General features: G+C 42.3%; 18 protein-coding genes. 13 read left to right on the top strand and 5 right to left on the bottom strand.

Going from position 1 to position 20,192, the window contains the following annotated elements; translation table 11 throughout:
* Nucleotides 1-196 precede the first annotated feature (196 nt).
* The 3 genes from MHH40_RS08200 (at nucleotide 197) to MHH40_RS08190 (ending at nucleotide 4,219) form a co-directional block, all read left to right on the top strand.
* Nucleotides 197-829 (top strand): GDSL-type esterase/lipase family protein, encoded by a 633-nt coding sequence (locus MHH40_RS08200; protein WP_003214300.1) that lies wholly within the window; start codon nucleotides 197-199, stop codon nucleotides 827-829.
* A gap of 89 nt (nucleotides 830-918) precedes the next feature.
* Nucleotides 919-2,001 (top strand): C45 family peptidase, encoded by a 1,083-nt coding sequence (locus tag MHH40_RS08195; protein ID WP_340900915.1) that lies wholly within the window; start codon nucleotides 919-921, stop codon nucleotides 1,999-2,001.
* Between the two features lie 130 nt (nucleotides 2,002-2,131).
* A complete protein-coding gene (locus MHH40_RS08190) occupies nucleotides 2,132-4,219 on the top strand; it encodes a BglG family transcription antiterminator (RefSeq protein WP_340900914.1) in 2,088 nt (695 codons plus the stop codon).
* A 16-nt stretch (nucleotides 4,220-4,235) separates the two neighbouring features.
* Here the strand turns inward: MHH40_RS08190 and MHH40_RS08185 are convergent, their stop codons facing one another.
* A complete protein-coding gene (locus tag MHH40_RS08185; RefSeq protein WP_340900913.1) occupies nucleotides 4,236-4,847 on the bottom strand; it encodes a class I SAM-dependent methyltransferase in 612 nt (203 codons plus the stop codon).
* 155 nt (nucleotides 4,848-5,002) lie between these two features.
* On the opposite strand from MHH40_RS08185, the gene MHH40_RS08180 reads away from it, so the two are divergent.
* Together MHH40_RS08180 and MHH40_RS08175 are read left to right on the top strand one after the other, a co-directional pair.
* Complete coding sequence (locus MHH40_RS08180) at nucleotides 5,003-5,872, top strand: SDR family oxidoreductase (RefSeq protein WP_340900912.1); 870 nt, start codon at nucleotides 5,003-5,005, stop codon at nucleotides 5,870-5,872.
* A 290-nt stretch (nucleotides 5,873-6,162) separates the two neighbouring features.
* Nucleotides 6,163-6,585, top strand: coding sequence for a pyridoxamine 5'-phosphate oxidase family protein (locus tag MHH40_RS08175; RefSeq protein ID WP_003213986.1), 423 nt, complete (start codon nucleotides 6,163-6,165; stop codon nucleotides 6,583-6,585).
* A gap of 480 nt (nucleotides 6,586-7,065) precedes the next feature.
* Here the strand turns inward: MHH40_RS08175 and MHH40_RS08170 are convergent, their stop codons facing one another.
* Both MHH40_RS08170 and MHH40_RS08165 read right to left on the bottom strand, forming a co-directional pair.
* Nucleotides 7,066-7,248 (bottom strand): hypothetical protein, encoded by a 183-nt coding sequence (locus MHH40_RS08170; protein WP_003214089.1) that lies wholly within the window; start codon nucleotides 7,246-7,248, stop codon nucleotides 7,066-7,068.
* A 13-nt stretch (nucleotides 7,249-7,261) separates the two neighbouring features.
* A complete protein-coding gene (locus tag MHH40_RS08165) occupies nucleotides 7,262-7,480 on the bottom strand; it encodes a hypothetical protein (protein ID WP_251191103.1) in 219 nt (72 codons plus the stop codon).
* A 160-nt stretch (nucleotides 7,481-7,640) separates the two neighbouring features.
* On the opposite strand from MHH40_RS08165, the gene MHH40_RS08160 reads away from it, so the two are divergent.
* On the top strand, nucleotides 7,641-9,890 hold the full coding sequence (locus MHH40_RS08160; protein ID WP_340900911.1) for a hypothetical protein: 2,250 nt from the start codon (nucleotides 7,641-7,643) through the stop codon (nucleotides 9,888-9,890).
* A 58-nt stretch (nucleotides 9,891-9,948) separates the two neighbouring features.
* Here the strand turns inward: MHH40_RS08160 and MHH40_RS08155 are convergent, their stop codons facing one another.
* Nucleotides 9,949-10,245: a DUF3817 domain-containing protein gene (locus tag MHH40_RS08155; protein WP_003214125.1), complete on the bottom strand. Its 297-nt coding sequence runs from the start codon at nucleotides 10,243-10,245 to the stop codon at nucleotides 9,949-9,951.
* 136 nt (nucleotides 10,246-10,381) lie between these two features.
* On the bottom strand, nucleotides 10,382-11,056 hold the full coding sequence (locus MHH40_RS08150; protein ID WP_340900909.1) for a GntR family transcriptional regulator: 675 nt from the start codon (nucleotides 11,054-11,056) through the stop codon (nucleotides 10,382-10,384).
* A gap of 154 nt (nucleotides 11,057-11,210) precedes the next feature.
* Between MHH40_RS08150 and MHH40_RS08145 the strand changes: the two genes are divergently transcribed.
* The 7 genes from MHH40_RS08145 (at nucleotide 11,211) to MHH40_RS08115 (ending at nucleotide 20,189) form a co-directional block, all read left to right on the top strand.
* Nucleotides 11,211-12,038, top strand: a complete 828-nt coding sequence (locus MHH40_RS08145; RefSeq protein ID WP_340900907.1) for an AraC family transcriptional regulator — start codon at nucleotides 11,211-11,213, stop codon at nucleotides 12,036-12,038.
* Nucleotides 12,028-12,960 (top strand): DMT family transporter, encoded by a 933-nt coding sequence (locus tag MHH40_RS08140; RefSeq protein WP_340900906.1) that lies wholly within the window; start codon nucleotides 12,028-12,030, stop codon nucleotides 12,958-12,960. Before MHH40_RS08145 ends, MHH40_RS08140 begins: the two co-directional genes overlap by 11 nt.
* A gap of 97 nt (nucleotides 12,961-13,057) precedes the next feature.
* Entirely contained in the window at nucleotides 13,058-14,113 is a 1,056-nt protein-coding gene (locus MHH40_RS08135; RefSeq protein WP_340900904.1) for a tartrate dehydrogenase, read from the top strand.
* A gap of 72 nt (nucleotides 14,114-14,185) precedes the next feature.
* Entirely contained in the window at nucleotides 14,186-16,372 is a 2,187-nt protein-coding gene (locus tag MHH40_RS08130) for a DNA topoisomerase III (protein WP_340900903.1), read from the top strand.
* Between the two features lie 197 nt (nucleotides 16,373-16,569).
* A complete protein-coding gene (locus tag MHH40_RS08125) occupies nucleotides 16,570-17,652 on the top strand; it encodes a glycosyl hydrolase family 8 (RefSeq protein WP_340900901.1) in 1,083 nt (360 codons plus the stop codon).
* On the top strand, nucleotides 17,633-18,484 hold the full coding sequence (locus MHH40_RS08120; protein ID WP_034620220.1) for a GGDEF domain-containing protein: 852 nt from the start codon (nucleotides 17,633-17,635) through the stop codon (nucleotides 18,482-18,484). Before MHH40_RS08125 ends, MHH40_RS08120 begins: the two co-directional genes overlap by 20 nt.
* Nucleotides 18,474-20,189: a DUF2334 domain-containing protein gene (locus tag MHH40_RS08115; protein WP_340900899.1), complete on the top strand. Its 1,716-nt coding sequence runs from the start codon at nucleotides 18,474-18,476 to the stop codon at nucleotides 20,187-20,189. The genes MHH40_RS08120 and MHH40_RS08115 overlap by 11 nt, the downstream gene beginning before the upstream one ends.
* Nucleotides 20,190-20,192 lie beyond the last annotated feature (3 nt).

Here is a 20,192-nt window from a genome sequence, read left to right as displayed (position 1 = left end):
TCTGGAACGCATGCAGGTGCAAATTTCATGATCTCAACCTATTCTTATTGAACAAAAAATCAGTCGATCTCGCAAGTAAAGAGTTTGTAAAGACATCTCATGAAAAAAAGATGAATGTCTCTAAGTCATCTGCTACAAGCATCTGTTCTCCGATTTCGTATATATAAGAGAAGGCAGGAGAGAGTGAGGGATAAGAGTGGGACGATCCTATGTTGCGATTGGAGATTCCTTAACAGTTGGAGTGGGGGCACGTTTATTTGGTGGAGGCTTCGCAGAGCGGTATCAGTGGATGCTTGAAAAAAAGACACATACGCCAGTCGAGCTGTCTGTATTTGCAAAGTCAGGGTTAACAACAGATCAGATTTTACAGCTGTTCAAACGATCTGATGTGAGGCGTGCTATTGCAGCAGCTGACATCATCACCATCACAGGCTGTGGGAATGACCTTGTTCAAGCGATTCAGCAGTATGAAAAGGGTGAAGATGAAAAGAAATTGCTGCAAGCGACGCTGCATTGCCAAGCGAATTTCAGCAAAATGATTCAAGAAATCGCTCAGATCAAAAGAGGGCAGAAGCAGCCCTATTGCGTGTATCTCATGAATTTATATAATCCTTTTCCGCAAATACCTATAGCCGGGCGGTGGCTTCAGCAATACAATCATCAGCTTCGCTCGCTTGCTGCAAATCCGCATGTAGAGGTTGTGGATGTGTACCGGGCGTTTGAAGGACATGAAAATGAGTACTTATCGATTGATCAATTTCATCCGAACCATAAAGGATATGAAGCAATGGCAAAAGCATTGTTTCAACAATCCTGTAAACAGCTGTAATCCATTGGGATTGCAGTTTTTTTCATCCTTTTAAATGAAGGAGGGTTTCGATATGATAAAAGAAACGAAAGCGAAAGAGGTGTGCAGGCATGGAGGAAATCAGAGCATATTTTCAAGAAATGACAGGAACCGCTTATGAAGTTGGAAAACAGCAGGCTGTCTGGATGAAGAAAAAGCAATGGCTACAGACACAATACATTCGAACAGAACCGCTTGCAAAAGAGGCTGTGAAAGAAACGAAGCAGCTGATGCGCCCTTATCTTCCTCAGTTAGAAGAAGAGATTGCTGGATTTTGTGATGAACTGCAATTAGATGAGCGCTATTTGACCTTTTTCTATTCATCTCATCTACAGCCAGGCTGTTCCCACTGCGTGAGGCAGGGAAATATGGAGACAGGTCAACAAACGGTCATGCTGCGTAACTATGATTTCTCTCCGATATTTGATGATATGCGTCTTGTGACGACACATGTGAAGGGCTTGGCATATCATACAGGCTCGTCGCTGCTTTTGTTTGGCAGATCTGATGGGATGAATGAGCATGGTCTTTCTGTCACATTCTCTGCATGTGGTCCGCCGGTTGGAAATGAACCCGGTTTAAAGCCTCCAGCAGTTGCCGGCTTGCAAGTGTATCATGTGATTCGATCTGTTCTGGAAAACTGTAGAACGGTTGAGGAAGCCATTCGCTCTATTCAGGAAATGCCCGTTGCCTCAAATGTCCACCTCATGCTTGCCGATCGAAAAGAAGAAGCGGCTGTGATTGAAATCATTGATGGCCGTAAAATGGTGAGAAGACCGGAGGAAGGTTATATTGCAGCCACAAATCATCCGCTTGCTGATCAAACGGCAAAAGGAATGACGAAACATCATTCTGTTGTCAGATATGACATGTTAGTAGAGGCTTTAAAAGAACAACAAACAAGTGATTCTCTTGCTAAGCTGTTTCAGACAGAATATCCTAATGGTCTAGCTGTGCACAATTATGAGGAGCTGTTTGGAACAATGCGAACCGTCATCTTCCGCCCGGAAGAAGGAACGATGGATTATTGCTTTGGCTCTCCAATATACAATCCGACGTATTCTTTAATAGCTGGGGGTTCACTGCCTTTTCATGAACAAAAGGTTCAATTTCATCAAAAGGATTATGGACCGTCATTTTGGAGAAATGTATGATCAGACGTTGTATTTAATTTTGTCACAGCTGATGTGCCAAAGTCAGATCAACTTAAGATTGCATCTTCTGTTGAAAGCGTTTTATATTAGGGTACGACAATAGACCTATTTTTGCAGAAGGAGGCATTTCATGTACATAACGGCACGAGAACAGAAGATCATCAAATACATCATTCAGCAAAATCGTTATGTCACCATTCGTGAGATAGCCGATTCTGTTCAGGTGAGTACAAGAACGATTCATAGAGAACTAAAATCGATTAAACCCATATTAAAGAATTATGACCTTTCACTAGATAAACAGCCGGGGAAAGGCTTGAAGGCAGTCGGTGAACAGGAGGATAAACAGCGGCTTCTTGCTCATATGTCAAATGAGGATCAAATTGAATATAGCTCTGATGAACGGAAGCTCTTAATATTATGTGCGCTGCTTGAAGCAAAGGAACCGGTGAAATTATATACACTCGCTTCCGATTTGCAGGTCACAAATGCGACGATCAGCTATGACTTAGATGAACTGACGGAGTGGATCGCGCCATACGGTTTGCAGTTGATCCGAAAACGCGGGTATGGCATTGAATTAAAAGGACCGGAGGAAGCAAAACGAAAGATTGTCGGCAACCTCATTGTCGACCGGCTCGATATTCAATTATTTTTAGAAACGATTGAAATGAATATCAAGCAACGAACGAAAGCGACGGAAAAAGTGTTTGGCGTTGTCAGCAGAGGGCAGCTGCTCAAGGTAGAAAGACTTCTCTTTCATTTGAAAAATCGACTGTCACTCTCTTTATCTGATAGTGCCTATATTGCGCTTGTCGTTCACTTAACCTATGCCATTGAACGGATTCAGCTTGGCGAAACCATTCGAATGGAAGAGCAAGAGCTGCTTGAACTAAAGCGCACAAAAGAATTTGAATCATCTCTGCGAATCGCAAGAGCACTTGAACGCATGTTTAATGTCGAGATCCCTGAAGCAGAGGTCGGATATATGACGATCCATCTGCGCAGTGCAAACCGCAGCTTTGGGGCAGAATACCGTATTGATGAAATCGAGCTGGATATCGCGATTAGAACGAAGAAGCTCATTGATTTTATTTCAAATAAAACTGGCTATCATTTAAATGAGAATGATTCATTGTATGAGGGACTCGTGTCTCATCTTGAACCTGCCATGAACCGTTTAAAGGAAAAGATGAGAATCTACAATCCACTTACACAACAAATTAAAAAGGACTACTTTTTACTTTTCATGGCGATTGAAGAAGGAGTCGAACGTTTCTTTCCAGAGATCGAATTTCCAGAGGATGAAATCGCCTTTATTGTGCTTCACTTTGGCTCAGTGCTTGAGATCAAAAAAGAAGAAACGAACATTCATGCATTGGTCGTGTGCTCAAGCGGGATCGGTTCCTCTAAAATGCTCGCATCTCGGTTAAAAAAAGAATTGCCAGAGATCGCCGAATTCGATCTGTCTTCCTTGATGGAACTAAAAGAAATCGATGCATCAAGCTATGACATGATTGTCTCGACCGTCCCTATCCCATATGAGCATATCGATTACATCATGGTCAGTCCGCTCTTAAACGAGGATGATGCTATGCGTGTGAAGGCTCATATTAAACGAAAGATCCCTTATATGATTGAGAAAAAAAGGATGAAAGAAGCTGCCAAAGAAGCGGTACAAGAATCCGTTAATATGATGGCGGTTGCAGAGCGGGTGACGAATTACATGTCTGTGATTCGCAGCATCTTGTCCCATTTCACCATCGACAATAGAAAGGCGATGCCGCAGCATGAGGCAACAATCAGTCAGCTGCTTCGTCAGCTTGAAGAGGAAGGATTTATCACACATGCGGATGAGGTAGCAAGTGGTTTACTAGAACGTGAACAGCAAGGTGGTTTAGGGATTCCTGGTACAGAATTTGCTCTTTTTCATTTAAAGCATACGTTCATCAAGGAACCCATCTTTCATATTTATGATCTTGATCAGGCATACGAGGTCAAAAGCATGGACGGCGGGCAGCAGCAGATGTCACGAATGCTCATGATGCTGGCGCCGCAAGAGCTAGGCAAGGAAGGGTCAGAAATGTTTAGTCTGATCAGTTCATCCATCATTGAAAGTGAGGAAAGCATGACGCTTTATGGTCATGGGTTAAAGGAAGACATTGAACAGAAATTGCATCAGCTGTTCTATCAATTTGTCAAAGAGGCAAAGTGGTAAGAAAAAAGCCGAGAGCTTATTCGCTTCTCGGCTTTTTGGCTGTGACACAGACAGCAAGCGTTGGACGAATTTCCTCATACTCAACAGAAAAATGGTCAAACCCCGCAAACTGTAAATCATTCAATATGTTTTCACCCATCTCTTTTGTCCGGCTCGCATCAGCACCTTTTTCTCTTGGCTGCATCACAATGACGAGTTTTCCGCCGGGTTTCAACGTGTGATAAAGGTTGAGTAGGCCAGTCTTTGGATCATCCCAAATCGTAAAGTTGTTCACAGACAGTACTTTGTCATACTGCTCTCCCGGCAAACGTGTTTTCTCGATTTTTCCTACATACAGCCGGACTTGTTTGTCCATTGACCGTTTGTTTACGCGGGACTGTGCTTGCTCCTGCATGGTCGAGGAAGCATCTAGTCCATCTATATGGAGACCTTCATAATGCTTAAGCATATGCTTGATGCTGTAGCCGGGTCCATAGCCGATTTCCAAAATGTTTTCACCATCTGACAAATCTAAATGCTGGATCGCCCACTGATTCAGTGCTTTATTTTCATTTGCCATAATGAAACCTGCAATGCTTCCGAGCCAGCCTTTTGGTTTGCTAAAGGTTTTCGAAATGGTTGACAGCATGTGAGAACGCTCCTTTTTAATGATCTAGTAACCGATTTTATCCATCTTGAAACATGCCGTTTTTCAAAACGCATCTGTGCCGCACCGGGATGTTTGAGTGGAAAAGTGAGGTGGTAATGAAAGGATACATCAACAAATCAAGGAGGAGCTTACACATGGATTTACGTGAATATTTAACAAATGGCATTCCGCGCCAAACACAGGATCAGCAGCCAGGCAGTGAAAGGGAAATGAATCCTGCGCCGATCTTTGAGGATGAATCATATCAAGGGTCTGGCAAGCTCAAAGGGAAAGTCGCACTGATTACAGGCGGAGATAGTGGAATTGGACGTGCTGTATCTGTTGCCTATGCAAAAGAAGGGGCACACGTCGCCATTGTGTACTTAAATGAACATGAGGATGCAAAGGATACGCAAAAGCGCGTAGAACGGGAAGGCGTCAAATGTTTAACGATTGCAGGAGATGTCGGTGACGAAGCCTTTTGCGAGAAAGCGGTAGAAAAAACAGTTGAAGCCTTTGGGCAATTAGATATTTTAGTGAATAATGCGGCTGAACAGCATCCGAAAGAACGGATTCAGGATATATCTAGTGAACAGCTTCACCAAACCTTTAGAACCAACTTCTATTCCTATTTTTATTTTACGAAGAAAGCACTGGATTACTTAAAACCGGGAAGTACAATTATTAATACAACATCCATTAACCCATATCGAGGCAACAAAGTGCTGATTGATTATACGGCGACAAAAGGTGCCATCAATGGCTTTACGCGTTCTATGGCTCAGTCGCTTGTGAAGGATGGGATTCGGGTGAACGGTGTAGCGCCAGGTCCAATTTGGACGCCGCTCATTCCATCTACATTTGATGAGGATCGTGTGGAAAGCTTCGGGGCAGAAACCCCAATGGGAAGACCAGGACAGCCTGTAGAGCATGTCGGCTGCTATGTGCTGCTTGCTTCTGACGAATCGTCTTATATGACAGGACAAACACTTCACGTCAACGGCGGTTCCTTTATGAATACATGATCAATAGCGCACCGCCCACCTAATTGGGCGGTGTGTTTAGTATTTCTTGCGATTTTTCTGCACAGATGAGACAGACCATACGATAATGCCCACAACAACTGCCGCAATGACAAGTGAACTTAAATGGAACATCGTTTCATGATGCATGTTCAACTTCTCCCTTCAATGAGCCTGTTTTCTATAGCATCAGCCAGAAGATCTCTTTTTATGAAAAACACATTTCTTTGTTTAATGAATGGATTGTCGTGGAAACCTAAGAGTACGGATGAAATTTGAAGGAGTGAAACGATATGTCACAAGAAGAATTAAAACAAAAGGTACTCAATCTATTAGATGAACAAAAGGTCGGAACACTGGCGACCGTTGAACAGGATAAGCCGCATACCCGCTACATGACTTTTTTCCATGAGGGACTGACATTATATACACCAACGAGCAAAGAAACACATAAAGCAGACGAAATTGAAAAAAACCCGAATGTCCATATTCTCATTGGTTATTCAGGTGAAGGATTCGGTGACACGTATGCAGAAATCGCAGGTACCGCCACATTAACCGATGATCCAGAACTGATCGACCGCCTTTGGTCTGAGGAGATGGAGAAATGGTTTAAAGGAAAAGATGATCCGAACCTAGTGATTCTGAAGATTGATCCAACATCTATTCGTTACATGAATGAAGGAAACCGTACTCCAGCTGAATTATCACTTTAACACTTGCGTAAGATGGGGGGATGTGTTATAGTTTTATATTAAGTGTTGAAATAAGCAAATAAATAAAGAAAGTAAACTTTCTTTTTTCTATGACATAATGAGAAGCAATAGAGCTTCTACTAGATAAGAACGAGACGCTGTCAAAGCGAACAAACTTATTCTTTTCCTTCTGCACCCGCCCCCTATAAAAGCGGAAGAGTGGAAAAAAGACGTTTTGATTTACAATTCACACTGGCACGGCTTCGGAGCCGTAAGGACGAATGAGAGGTAGGGCTTTCGTTGTCTTGTTATCCAGAACTTCCATGGCGTTTACTTTCAAACGTAGGTTCACTCGGAACACATATGACACACTGATATGATCGAATCTTAATTCATACACTCCGTAACGGAGATCACACATTGATTATTTATTTGCATGAAAAAAGCAAGAAAAAGGCTGCCATCTATTTGGCAGCCTTTTTCATTGAGTTCATTTCATGATCACTCACTTCGCCCTTTCTTCTGATAACGCCAAATCTTCTGAATAAAAAAGAACATCACCGCAAACAAAATAGAAAAAATGAACATGTCCAAGAGTGTCACGCCTCTATTTGGGTGCACAATGCCAAACCAAACCAATTGCAGAACAAAAGAGATAGCAAAATAACTAATGGATTCTTTCATGATTTTCCCCCTTTCACTTATTTTTTTGACCTTTTAGCCATAACAGCCAAATGAAGAAAGAACCGATGACACATGATAGTAAAGTGATGGGCGGCAAGGTATGCCAGCTAGTCAGCCCCTTTACAAAACACATATAAAAAAAGAAAATGGAAATGGATACGAGCACCCATTGCTTGAACCAACGGGGAACACGCAGCCAAGCCGCTAGAATGATCGATGATAGCTTACTCATTGTGATAACATCCTTTTTTCGAATCTGATTGGATTTTATCGCAAACTACCAAGTTTGTAAAATATGGAACTTAAAGGCTGGAATGGTATTCTTCTAGCATGAAACATTCTCGTTGCACTGACGTATAAGATAAAGGAACCTCATGAAAGGAAGCGATCAAGTGAAAAGAATACCAGTGATTTTCCTCAGATATATTGTCTTCTTTATTCCAGCGATCATTCTTAGTGTCTTGGTGTGGAACCATTACCAAGATGATTTGTCAGCAGGGAAAGTGACGGAATATGACGTCAAACGAATATTTACATTTGATGAAGGAAAACGAGTGGTGAGTGCTGTATCAAAAGACCAGCAGCTCCATTTTGAAATGTATGATCCTCAATCAGGAAAAAGAATCAGTGAATGGACGACAGCAAGCGATTCGTTTAATGAAATGCTGCCATCCATTCAAGGTAACAATCTCTTACTTGCTTTAAAAAATAAAGACGGGCAGCTGTTGATCGAGAAACTAACGCCAAGCGGAGAAAAGAAAGAGCTCGTTAAGCAAAATCTACAGATACCCTCGTTTTTAAAAACGAATACATATCAATGGAATGGACGGCTTGTGTTTACAGGAGAAATGGAAGGCGCCGCTGCAGTCCTTGGTGAGCTAAAGGATGGTCAGTTTCATGTGCACAATCTAAGCGAGCTAAAGCTGCCAGCAAGGCCAGTCTCCATCGATGTCGTCATGAATTCCTTTAGAGGCCAGACGCCTATTCCTATATTTGAATTGACTTTGAAAAATGACCAGAAGGCATATGTCAGCGGAGTCTCAAACGATAAGAATCAGCTTGGGGTCTATGTCTCCAAAAACGCTGAACCGTTTAGCCTCATTGAAGATAAAGTGGAGCAGCAGCTGGAAAAAACGATCGGAACATCCCAAAACTTTGCAGTCGCTGTCGAATCTAACTATCCAAAAAGACCAAGGAAAGTGAATGCAGAGGGAAGGCTTGGGGAAGTCGTCCCAACACCAAAACCGATTTATCAAACCCTTATCTACCAGCTTAATGAGGAAGAAGTTCTTCTTGCAGGCTCTACAGCAAAGGACGAAGCAAAAGGCAAGCTGACTGGTTATATTTATAACCACCGCACGAATAAGACAACGTCCGTCAGCAAGCTTTTGCAGTCGTTTTCATATGAAACGTTACAAAGAGAAGGACTCTCTTTCAATAAAAATGTGAAAAGCGATTGGATCTATTATTCAATCGACAATCAATTAACGGGTGCATTTGAGACGAAGAGCAAAGAGCTAAAGGAATTTCCTTTGAAAAAAATGATCTCAATCGAAAACGCCAGTCCTGCTCACCAAACGTCTGTTGACACCTTTATGCAATATGTCATGAAAGGCGGACCGCTCATTCTTAACTGGGCGATATGGCTGTTTATTCCACTGCTGTTATTTGTGCTAGCCATCTTCCTGCCGCCGATTTTGAGACTGGTGAGAAAGAACAAGATGAAAGACAGTGTCACATTAGAAGCCAATATTGTATCTGTCAAAGAAACGGGTACCTACATCAACGAACAGCCGCTTGTCAAAATGCAGCTGCAATTTCAATATGATGGGGAAAATATCGAGAAGGCAGCTAAAACGGTTGTATCCTACACCCAAATACCGCAGCCGGGTCAGCGTATCGCCATTCTCTACAATCCGAAGAAGAAAAAGGCGATGCTCTTAAAAGAGGGGGACTTCTCACAGACGAGTGAGCCAAAGTTCATCAAAGGCGCTGTTTTAAGAAATATAGAATCATATGGAACCGTAGGACGAGGCACGGTCTTATCGCTTACATTTGAAGCAGATCAGAAAAGGTATACCATTCCGATGATTCAAGCCGCTGGTTTTGAATTTAGAACAGGAGAAAAAGCCGACCTCGTCGACATTAGCGGTCAGTTGAAAATGGCAGCCTATGGCCATGAAGTGCGGAATCGATCGGGGAAAGATGTGACATTAACAGGAACCATCCAGCGGGTGAAGCATTATCCAGTCACGATTCATGGTCAGAAGCCGATCATGCTAGATGTGACGGTTTCTAGCGGAGATCAGTCCATCACAAAAACGGTCAGTCAATTCATCCCTGATCATATGGAGGTCGCGCCAGGAACTCAAATCACGATGCAGACAAAACAAGAAGAGCTGGATAAAGAAATCAGTCTCATGCAAGAGAAACAAGGAAGTGCAAAAGTGACCCATGTCGCATTTGCTGGTGTCATCGGCAACCAGCCGCTAGCGATCATTCAGATTGAGCGAGATGGCATGATGTATGAAGTGAACCAGCCAATCGATCCAATCTCTAGCGTACTGCCGGGTGATGAATTATGGGTGGCATATCACGAAATGACGCGTCAAGCAGCCATAGTGAAATATGCATCGATTTAAAAAATACTTCAGCGTGTAGAAAAAGGGCTAAAACGAATTTCGTTTTAGCCCTTTTTGATTAAGCTTTTGTATCATACTGGCGGAGCACCTTATCATAGGCGAAGTTGCCGAAAGGAATGAACGCCGCAAAAAAACCAGCGATCGACCATTTCAAATGCCAGCGAACTTTAAAGGTCACATATGCCAAAATAAGCATATAGATGACAAACAATGCGCCATGAAGAGAGCCTACAATGGTGACTGCCATCGGAATATCCGCAAAATATTTCAGAGGCATGGCAATTAAAAGAAGGGTTAAAAGAGACATACCCTCAATAAAACCCGCCTTTCGAAGACGGCTAATACTTGTATGCATAGACAAATCCTCCTGTATAAAACCTAGTTTCTCATCTTCTAATATAAACGAAAGATTGTCTGGACATGCTAAAATCTACGAAAAATTCAAAATATGTTCATGTAATGCTTAAAAAATGGGAAAAAGGAAAAATCACTTAATCCGTGTTTGTTTCAGAGAGTACTTGCTTTAAGTGCATCACATCATGTAACAAATGATTCGTCATCGCTTGAACGGCTTCTGTGGAGCGGCGCTCTTTCATTTCAGAATAAATGGCAGCATGCTCTGTTTGAATCGTCTCAGCACGCGCCCCGCCGCTAAAATGAAAGACGCGGCAAAAATGAATGAGTGCATTCACATGATTCAATTGTTTACATAAGCGGTGATTGTGACTCGCTAGAATGATTTTTTGATGAAAGGCTTCATGTAACTGGACGATGTCTTTAGATGGCAGCTGCTGTTTGATTGCTTCGTCTGCCTGCGTGAGGACATGCCCAATTTCCTCCAGCTCTCTTTGCGCGGCTTCCTTGCATGCAAGCTCAACAGCAAGCGTTTCTAGGGCGATCCGAATTTGATAAAGCTCCTCGACATCTTTTTCCGTTAACGTATAGACAGAGTAGCCCGACCGATGATCAGCGATCAAGAGCTCATCTTTTTCTAAAAGTCTCATTGCCTCTCTCACTGGTGATCGGCTTACACCAAATTGTTTGGCAAGCTGTGTCTCATTGATGCGTTCCCCCGGCTGAAACTGTCCATCAAATATCATATGCTTCAGCTGTTCATAAAATTGCATATGGTATGGTGCTGGTCTTTCCATCTCGAATGAATTCATCCTGTCATTCCCTCATTTACACATCATCTTTTGTCTCATGTTATCCAAGTTTTTCCCTCTAGGCAAGCCTGCATCGGAAAAGTCAATATCGTACAATTCAAAAGAAAAAGGGTGTGCTACACTGATGATCAGTTCAGTGAAAGAGGGGATCGACATGAAAACACAAGAGGAACGAACGGTACATTTTGATCAGGACTTGCAAATAGAGGCGTATCGCTTTCATGGCATCATGCAAAAGTTCCCGAATCATTTTCATACATACTATGTGATTGGATTTATTGAGGATGGTCAAAGACGTTTGATCTGCCAAAATAAAGAATACATCATTGAAAAGGGAGACATTCTTCTTTTCAATCCATATGACAATCATGCATGCGAGCAGATTGATCAGAGTACACTAGATTATCGTTGTTTAAATATTGAAGCAGATGTGATAGAGAAGATGTTTCAGCACAAGCCGCATTTTAAAGCTCCTGTGTTTTCACAAAGTGAACTGACAAAGCCGTTATATGATCTTCATCAAATGATGACAGAAGAAGCCCCAGCTTTGAATAAACAGGAAACGTTCTATTTCTTTATGAAGCAGCTGATTGAAGCCTACGCTGATACATCAGAGGAAAAAGCGTCAGTAGTACATGCCGCCGAACAAAAAGTCCAAGACGTACAGCAATATATTGAAACACACCTTACGGAAAATATATCGTTAGACGACTTAGGAGAGCTTGTCTCCATGAATAAATACTCACTTCTGCGCGCTTTTACAAAGTACAGAGGGATCACGCCGTATCGTTATTTACAAACAGTGAGAGTGAATTATGCGAAGGAGCTTCTCGCCAAAGGAGTGAAGCCTGTAGATGCGGCAGTCTCCACCGGTTTTTCTGATCAAAGTCATTTGAGTCATTTCTTTTCAGAATTTATTGGGCTCACACCAGGGCAATATCAGCAAATTTTCACAAAGCAGGTAACAGCAGATGAAAAATAAACAGCTTCTTGGTCATCTAGCGGCCATGTTCACCATTTTTCTATGGGGATCAACCTTTATCTCAACCAAAATATTGTTAACGGCTTTTTCTCCAACAGAAATATTATTTTTTCGCTTTTTTATTGGATATCTCGCTCTGATGATGATCTATCCGGTCACTATGAAGGTGCAGCGTAAAAAGCATGAAGCGATGTTTGCGCTCGCAGGGTTATGTGGTGTGGTCTTATACTATTTTTTAGAAAATGTCGCACTCACCTATACGTTTGCTTCGAATGCAGGTGTCTTCAGCTCAGTTGTACCATTCTTCTCATTTTTATTGGCTTATTTTTTATTGAAAGATGAGCCTTTGCATCGCCGGTTTTTCATAGGCTTTTTCATCGCGATGACAGGAATTGTCCTGATTAGCTTTAATGGAATGACGACGTTCCAATTGAATCCAATCGGTGATGCGCTAGCATTAACGGCGACCATTGTCTGGGCCTTCTATTCTATTTTATCGAAAATCATCAATCAATATGGATACCATATCATTCAAGTGACGAGACGTGTCTTTTTTTACGGCTTACTCTGGATGCTTCCCCTGATCTGGCACTTTAAAATTCGTATAGACTGGGAGCGATTGACGAACCCGTCGTTTGCCTTTCACTTATTGTTTTTAGGCCTGTTCGCATCTGCTATTTGTTTTCTCACATGGAGTTTTTCAGTGAAAACGCTCGGTGTGGTGAAAGCGAGTGTGTATATTTATGGCGTTCCTATTATTACGATGGTCATTTCAATGATCGTTCTTCATGAGAGATTGACCCTCATGTCTGTACTTGGAACGGCACTGACCTTAGGCGGACTGCTGCTTTCAGATAAAAAAGGTACGAAGAGGAAGAAGGAGAAACCCTCGATGCTTTTGCAGGATAAACAGGCGCTTTGATCAAAAAGCGCCTTTATCCATTGAAAGAACATGCACTCTCTAGTAAACTCAAACTTAAACGGTCGACGGTCGACCGACAATAAAGGGGGAGAAATAAATGAAGCATGTTTCAATTGCGGCGATACCAGGTGACGGGGTTGGGAAGGAAGTTGTACCTGAAGCCATACGAGTATTGAAAGCGGTATCAGAAGTGCATGGCGGTCTGTCTTTTACCTTTCAGGATTTTCCGTGGAGCTGTGAATATTATTTAGAGCATGGCGAGATGATGCCAAAGGATGGATTACATCAATTGAAAGCCTTTGACAGCATTTTCTTAGGGGCTGTCGGAGATGCCAATTTAGTGCCGGATCACGTATCACTTTGGGGACTGCTTATTAAGATTAGGCGGGAATTTGAACAGGTGATAAACATCAGACCTGCAAAACAGCTTAGCGGCATTCGCTCACCGCTTGCTCAGCCAAAGGATTTCGATCTTCTAGTTGTCAGAGAAAACGGTGAAGGTGAATATAGTGAAATTGGAGGCCGTATGTATCAAGGGGAAGATCAGCTTGCTGTTCAAAATGCAGTGTTCTCAAGAAAAGGGACAGAGCGTGCGATGCGTTTTGCCTTTCAATTAGCAGAAAAAAGACGAAAGCATGTGACGAGTGCAACCAAATCGAATGGGATCGTTCATACCATGCCTTTTTGGGATGAAGTGTTTCAAGACGTAGCAAAGAATTATCCAGAGGTGACAGCAGACTCACAGCACATTGACGCGCTCTCAGCCTTCTTTGTAACAAGACCAGAAAAATTCGATGTGATTGTTGCCAGTAATTTGTTTGGTGATATTTTGACAGACCTTGGGGCAGCCATTATGGGAAGTATTGGCGTAGCGCCTGCCGCCAACATTAATGTAAATGGTAAATACCCATCCATGTTTGAGCCTGTACACGGATCAGCTCCAGACATTGCGGGAAAAGGAATCGCCAACCCAATCGGTCAAATCTGGACCGCTAAACTCATGCTGGATCATTTCGGAGAGGAAGAACTGGGCACACATCTGCTCGAAACCATCGAATCAGTCACAGCAGATGGCTTTTTAACGGCAGACATCGGTGGCGCCTATCAAACGCAAGAAGTCACAAACGAAATCATCACACGATTGAAGAAATAATCCGTCATTAGAACCGCATCTCCACGTCTGCTATAATAAAAGGATGGATAGAAGAAAGAGATGTGAAATCTAGTGTCAAAAACAGTTGTATTAGCAGAGAAACCTTCAGTCGGACGTGATCTTGCACGTGTACTGAAGTGTCATAAAAAAGGAAATGGCTTTTTAGAAGGAGATCAATACATTGTGACGTGGGCGCTTGGCCATTTGGTCACACTGGCTGATCCAGAAGGCTACGGAAAAGAATTTCAATCCTGGCGTTTAGAGGATTTACCAATCATTCCCGAACCGCTTAAGCTTGTGGTGATGAAAAAAACAGGCAAACAATTCCAAGCAGTGAAAGCGCAGCTTGCGAGGAAAGATGTCAAAGACATTGTCATCGCAACAGATGCTGGACGTGAAGGGGAGCTTGTCGCTCGATGGATTCTTGAAAAAGCGCATGTGAAAAAGCCTTTGAAACGATTATGGATCTCATCTGTAACGGACAAAGCCATTCAAGAAGGCTTCAAACGATTAAAAGACGGCAAAGAATACGATAACCTGTATCGCTCAGCCGTTGCACGTGCAGAGGCAGACTGGATTGTCGGCATCAACGCAACAAGAGCGCTGACAACGAAGTTCAATGCACAGCTTTCCTGCGGACGGGTGCAAACACCAACGATCGCCATGATCGCCAAACGAGAAGAAGACATTCAGCAATTTCAGCCGAAGCCGTTCTATGGATTGACTGCACAAGTAGATGGACTGACTTTGACATGGCAGGATGCCAAAACAAAGCAAAACCGGACATTCCAAGAGAGTGTGATCAAAGAACGCTTGACAGCCTGCGAAGGAAAACCAGCAGTGGTTGATGCGTTGAAAAAAACAGCGAAAAAAGCTTTCGCGCCGGGACTGTACGATCTGACTGAATTGCAGCGTGATGCACATAAACGCTATGGTTTTTCAGCCAAAGAAACATTATCTACGCTTCAGCGATTGTATGAGCAGCATAAGCTCGTAACATATCCACGTACAGATTCACGATTTATTTCAGCGGATATCGTTCCTACATTAAAAGATCGTTTAAAAGGAATGAACGTCAGACCGTACGCCCAGCATGTGAACCGGATTTTACAATCAGGTGTGAAAGCGCACAAAGGCTTCGTCAATGATGCCAAAGTGTCAGATCACCATGCGATTATTCCAACCGAGGAAGAGCTGTACCCAGGAGTATTAAGCGATAAAGAGCGTAAATTATATGACCTCATTGCCAAACGATTCCTTGCGGTACTCATGAATCCTTTCGAGTATGAGGAAACAACGGTCATCACCAAAATAGGCAGTGAAACGTTCACAGCAAAAGGGAAAACCGTGCAAGCAGCTGGCTGGAAAGCCGTGTACGATGACTCATATGAAGAAGAGGAATCAGCCGAGGCAGATCAACATTTGCCGCTGCTTTCAGAAGGACAGTCACTAGACGTTCGACAGCTGAAAGAGACAAGAGAAGAAACGAAGCCTCCTGCACGTTTTAATGAAGCGACCCTATTATCTGCTATGGAAAACCCAGCGGCATTTATGCAGAACGAGGAAAAGGACTTAGTGAAAACCCTTGGTGAAACAGGTGGTCTAGGGACAGTAGCAACAAGAGCGGATATTATTGAAAAGCTGTTCAATAGCTTCTTAATTGAGAAAAAGGGCAAAGACATTTTCATCACATCGAAAGGGAAGCAGCTGCTCTCGTTAGTGCCTGAGGACTTAAAGTCTCCTGCATTAACAGCGGAATGGGAACAAAAGCTTTCTAAAATTGCCAAAGGGCAATTGAAGGCTTCTCAATTCATGAGTGAAATGAAGTCATATGCCAAACAAGCCGTATCTGAAATCAAACAGACGAACCAGACCTTTAAGCATGACAATGTCACTGGCACCCATTGTCCAGACTGCGGTAAACTCATGCTGAAAGTGAATGGAAAACATGGCACGATGCTCGTTTGCCAGGACCGAGAATGCGGCCATCGTAAAAATGTGGCGAAGAAAACAAACGCACGCTGCCCGAACTGTCATAAAAAGCTCGAGCTGCGCGGAGAAGGCGATGGCAAAATCTTTGCTTGTGTATGCGGCCATAGAGAAAAGCTGTCTGTCTTCGAAAAACGCAAATCTCAATCCAATCAAAAGAAAGCCAGTAAGCACGATGTGTCTAAATATATGAAGAAACAAAAGAAAGTGGAAGAACCAATTAATAACGCACTAGCTGAACAATTAAAGAAGTTAAAATTAGATCAATAGTTCTATAAAAACCCGTGCGGAAACGCATGGGTTTTTCAGTATTATTAAGTATATCGGCATATTGTTTTTCTGAAAATGGGAATGAATATGCGGAAAGGCTCGTAATTTGGCATAAAATATTCATTTAAATTTAAACAAAAACGCTCTATAATAAATCGTTAGATGCTTAGAGAACGCGGAATTGAAAGGGGACACGAATGCATACACGCATATATCGTACAGCAATTGTTTTACTCATTGTCATTCTACTAGGCGGATGTACCTGGGAACAGCAGAAAGAATCAGCTGATCCAGTATCATCTCAGCCCGTTTTGCCTGGAGAATATTTTATCACTCACCACTTAATGACAGATCAAGGCTTAATTCGCACCTCTTTTGCAGAGCAGCACATCTACTTATCTGAATCACTTGGACTTTGGATGGATTATCTTGTTCGAAAAAAAGATCAAAATTCATTTGACCAACAATTTGATGTTCTGCAAGATCAATTTTTACTAGACCACCATCTTCTCAGCTGGCAAATTGAATCCGATCAAAAAAATAAGGCCAATGCTTTAGTCGATGATTTACGTGTAGTGACGGCACTTCAAAAGGCAAATCATTTGTGGAAGAAGTCAGCGTATCAAACGACAGCAAAAGAAATCGCTCAAGCGTTAAAAGAAAAAAACATGTTCAAAGGCATATTGTCCGATTATTATGATGCATCAACCAATCGAACTTCACATACAATCACACTCTCATATATAGACCCAAAAGCAATCAAAGAATTGGAATCCCTCCAAATATTCACGAAACAAATGACCAGTAACCAATTAGCCATTCTAAAACAAGCACCGAGAAAAAAAGGATTCTTTCCTAAATCCTATGACATAAAGAAAAAAACCTATTCATTCGATCAAGAAATCAATATGATCGATCAACTTTATACAGCTTTACATGCATATCATGCAAAGGTGAATACGTCCGAGATCATGAAATGGCTTAAAACGTCGTTTAAACAAGAAGGCAAACTGTACGGAAGATACAAACTGAACACATTGAAGCCATCTGTCACATATGAATCGCCTTCGGTATATGCACTCGTCATTTTGTATGCCCTTAAACAAAACGAGCTGAAATTCGCAAAGACTGTCTATCACCGCATGAAAGAATTACAAACTCAAGATCCTCTCAAGCCTTACTACGGAGGATACATGAACGAAAAAGAGACACACTCATTTGATAACTTATTGCCTTTAATTGCAGAAAGGGAGCTTCTAAATGAATCGGTTGTTCAGTAACACGTATCGCTTGTACTATTCTCTGCTCCTCACGTTTGCAGGCCTTATTTTGTTTATGGGCTACCTTAACGTACAAGATGCGGAGAGCTTTATGATCATCGCACTGACATTTGTCGTGTTAGGCTGTGGTATTTTATTTGGTATCCTACCAGCATTAATTTTCACCTTACTGTTTTTGTTCTTTATAGGAAGCGTCATGTTCTTTACAGAGCTTGGTCATGAAAATTCCCTTTTTTCAAATCAAACATTGCAAGATGTAGTAATTTGGGGCGTAGCACTTCTTTTTTTCGCTATTTCAGCGGGAAGCTTGCATGAACGGATCAATACGCTGCGTCACACCATTGAACAACAAAAGCAGGCCATCAAACAATTTGTGGCGATTGACTCGACAACAGGATTTGACAATGCTGAGCGGATGAAGCTCGAATTATCCGAGGAAATGAAACGGGCGGAACGGTACAAACAGCCATTTGTCTTTATCCTTCTTCATATGAATTACGCAGCGGAATTCAAATCGTTATATGGAGAAAAAGAAATGCAGCATCTATTTCAGCAATTAAGTCTCAAGATACGCGAAAGCGTAAGAGAAACCGATAAAAAATTTCGGTTATCTGAAGAACGAATGGGCTTGCTGCTAACCCATACACCAGAAGAAAATGTGTCAGTTGTCCTTGATAAGCTAAAGGATAAACTGCAAACGCATGTCCTATTAAACGGTCGTGAAGTGACCTTGACATTTCATGTCTGTCATTTAACAAGCAGCTCGGATTATCGTACGCCAGAGCAGTTTTTAGAAGAACTAGAAAAAGAGATGATGATGAATGAACTTTAATTCTTTGATGAAATGTTGTTTGATGATCACGCTTTTTTCGATTCTTTCGTTTAAACACATGGCTTCAGCCGATGCGCTCGTCACGCAGCCAAATACACTGATCGTTTATTCCACACCATCGGGGGAAGTGACTCCAGCCGTTCATATGCTGGAGCTACTCGCCGGTCATTTTTCAAAACAGACGACGATTGTATCTGATGAACATTTGGCTGAAAAGAGGATGAATGAATTTCAGCAAGTCATTTATCTTGGAGAAATAAAGAGAACCCTGTCAAAACAAACCATTCGTGCGATGAACGAATCACAGCAATTCATCGCCATTGGATACAATGCGGAACAGCTTCGCCCATTCTCCAAGCTTACTTTTCACAAACAAGATCATATCAGTCAATTGAAACATACACATGATCAGACATACCGTCAGCTAGAGAGAAGGATCAATGTGTTAACGGTTCGAGGGACAGACTTGGAAAATGAATTTCTAGTGAAGAAACGTCAATCTGATCTGCCATTTGTGACTCAGACAAAAGAAGGTGCGGCATATATCGGTATCTTAGATGTCATGCAACACAACAAGCTTCTTGCAGAAGTGCTAGAAAAATACATGCCATCTTCTGTGCAAATGAAGACAAAATACTTAATGCTCGGGAACATCAGTCCAGCAAGTGACGAGAAGAAGCTACTAGAACTTGGACAATACGTATCCGCACAGCATATTCCTTATCAAATTGCAGTGACCCCTGTTTGGATAGATCGAGCAACAGGTGATGAAGTCACACTGAGCGACCGCCCGAAGCTCGTGAATGTGTTAAAACAATTGCAAGAAAATGGAGCGAGTATCATTCTTCATGGCTTTAGCCGTACGTATCGAACGGAGGAATCTGGTCAGGGATTTGAGTTCTGGGATGCAAAATATGATCAGCCCATCACGACAAATGATCCAAAAAATGCAGAGAAGAAACGAAGTAAAAGCCAATTCCCAAATGAAAAAGACTTTCATACGTATACCAAATTGAATCAGCAGCAAGAAGTCGCCTATACAGAAGAAAAACTGACAAAGGGCATTGAGCTTCTTGCTAGGCAAGGCTTATATCCTCTTGCGTTCGAGGTGCCGCATGATGCGATATCACAAAAAGGTTATGAAGTAATTTCAAAGCATGTGTCCAGTCTATTTGGACAGGTGCAGCTGTCAGACCGCACTTGGAAAACAGCCGGTGCATCGCCGCTCGTGACGTCTCCTGCCATGTTACACGGCATGACCTTATATCCTCAGCAGCAAGTTGAGCAAGTGTCTGACAAAGAAGGTTCAAATGTTTTAACTGAACAGACGATTCAATCCGTGCAGCATCTGCAATCAGCCGCAATCGGGCTGTCCTATGACGTGGAGTTAGGGATAGCAGGGTTACAGGATTTGATCACACAGATGGAGGCAATCCCTTCTAGCGAATGGCTGGATGTAAAGAAAACAAAACAGACGGTCCAAACTGCACATGTAAAAATCCAAACATCTGGGAATGGACATATTCAAGTAGAGGAATCCAACATCGCCGAAACAAAAACAGTCAAACGAAGTGGCATGGAAAATATGCTGAGAATTCTCACGGTCGTGGTCATGCTGTTTATTGCGGCATTTGCTTTATACACATTGTATTTAAGACTGACAATGAAAAAACGAATTTTTAAGGAGAGAAAATTAGGTGGCTGATGT

Origin of the sequence: Bacillus sp. FSL K6-2431 (assembly GCF_038005165.1) — a bacterium.
Lineage (GTDB): Bacteria > Bacillota > Bacilli > Bacillales > Bacillaceae > Bacillus > Bacillus pumilus.
The sequence above is the reverse complement of the archived record's forward strand: the minus strand, read 5'-3'. Positions and strand labels throughout refer to the sequence as shown.

What these genes read in the sequence shown, in the direction of transcription:
- MHH40_RS08195 (WP_340900915.1), top strand. Translation starts at nt 919, where the DNA reads ATGGAGGAAATCAGAGCATATTTTCAAGAAATGACAGGAACCGCTTAT.
- MHH40_RS08190 (WP_340900914.1), top strand. Translation starts at nt 2,132, where the DNA reads ATGTACATAACGGCACGAGAACAGAAGATCATCAAATACATCATTCAG.
- MHH40_RS08185 (WP_340900913.1), bottom strand. Translation starts at nt 4,847, where the DNA reads ATGCTGTCAACCATTTCGAAAACCTTTAGCAAACCAAAAGGCTGGCTC.
- MHH40_RS08180 (WP_340900912.1), top strand. Translation starts at nt 5,003, where the DNA reads ATGGATTTACGTGAATATTTAACAAATGGCATTCCGCGCCAAACACAG.
- MHH40_RS08175 (WP_003213986.1), top strand. Translation starts at nt 6,163, where the DNA reads ATGTCACAAGAAGAATTAAAACAAAAGGTACTCAATCTATTAGATGAA.
- MHH40_RS08170 (WP_003214089.1), bottom strand. Translation starts at nt 7,248, where the DNA reads ATGAAAGAATCCATTAGTTATTTTGCTATCTCTTTTGTTCTGCAATTG.
- MHH40_RS08165 (WP_251191103.1), bottom strand. Translation starts at nt 7,480, where the DNA reads ATGAGTAAGCTATCATCGATCATTCTAGCGGCTTGGCTGCGTGTTCCC.
- MHH40_RS08155 (WP_003214125.1), bottom strand. Translation starts at nt 10,245, where the DNA reads ATGCATACAAGTATTAGCCGTCTTCGAAAGGCGGGTTTTATTGAGGGT.
- MHH40_RS08150 (WP_340900909.1), bottom strand. Translation starts at nt 11,056, where the DNA reads ATGAATTCATTCGAGATGGAAAGACCAGCACCATACCATATGCAATTT.
- MHH40_RS08145 (WP_340900907.1), top strand. Translation starts at nt 11,211, where the DNA reads ATGAAAACACAAGAGGAACGAACGGTACATTTTGATCAGGACTTGCAA.
- MHH40_RS08140 (WP_340900906.1), top strand. Translation starts at nt 12,028, where the DNA reads ATGAAAAATAAACAGCTTCTTGGTCATCTAGCGGCCATGTTCACCATT.
- MHH40_RS08135 (WP_340900904.1), top strand. Translation starts at nt 13,058, where the DNA reads ATGAAGCATGTTTCAATTGCGGCGATACCAGGTGACGGGGTTGGGAAG.
- MHH40_RS08125 (WP_340900901.1), top strand. Translation starts at nt 16,570, where the DNA reads ATGCATACACGCATATATCGTACAGCAATTGTTTTACTCATTGTCATT.
- MHH40_RS08120 (WP_034620220.1), top strand. Translation starts at nt 17,633, where the DNA reads ATGAATCGGTTGTTCAGTAACACGTATCGCTTGTACTATTCTCTGCTC.
- MHH40_RS08115 (WP_340900899.1), top strand. Translation starts at nt 18,474, where the DNA reads ATGAACTTTAATTCTTTGATGAAATGTTGTTTGATGATCACGCTTTTT.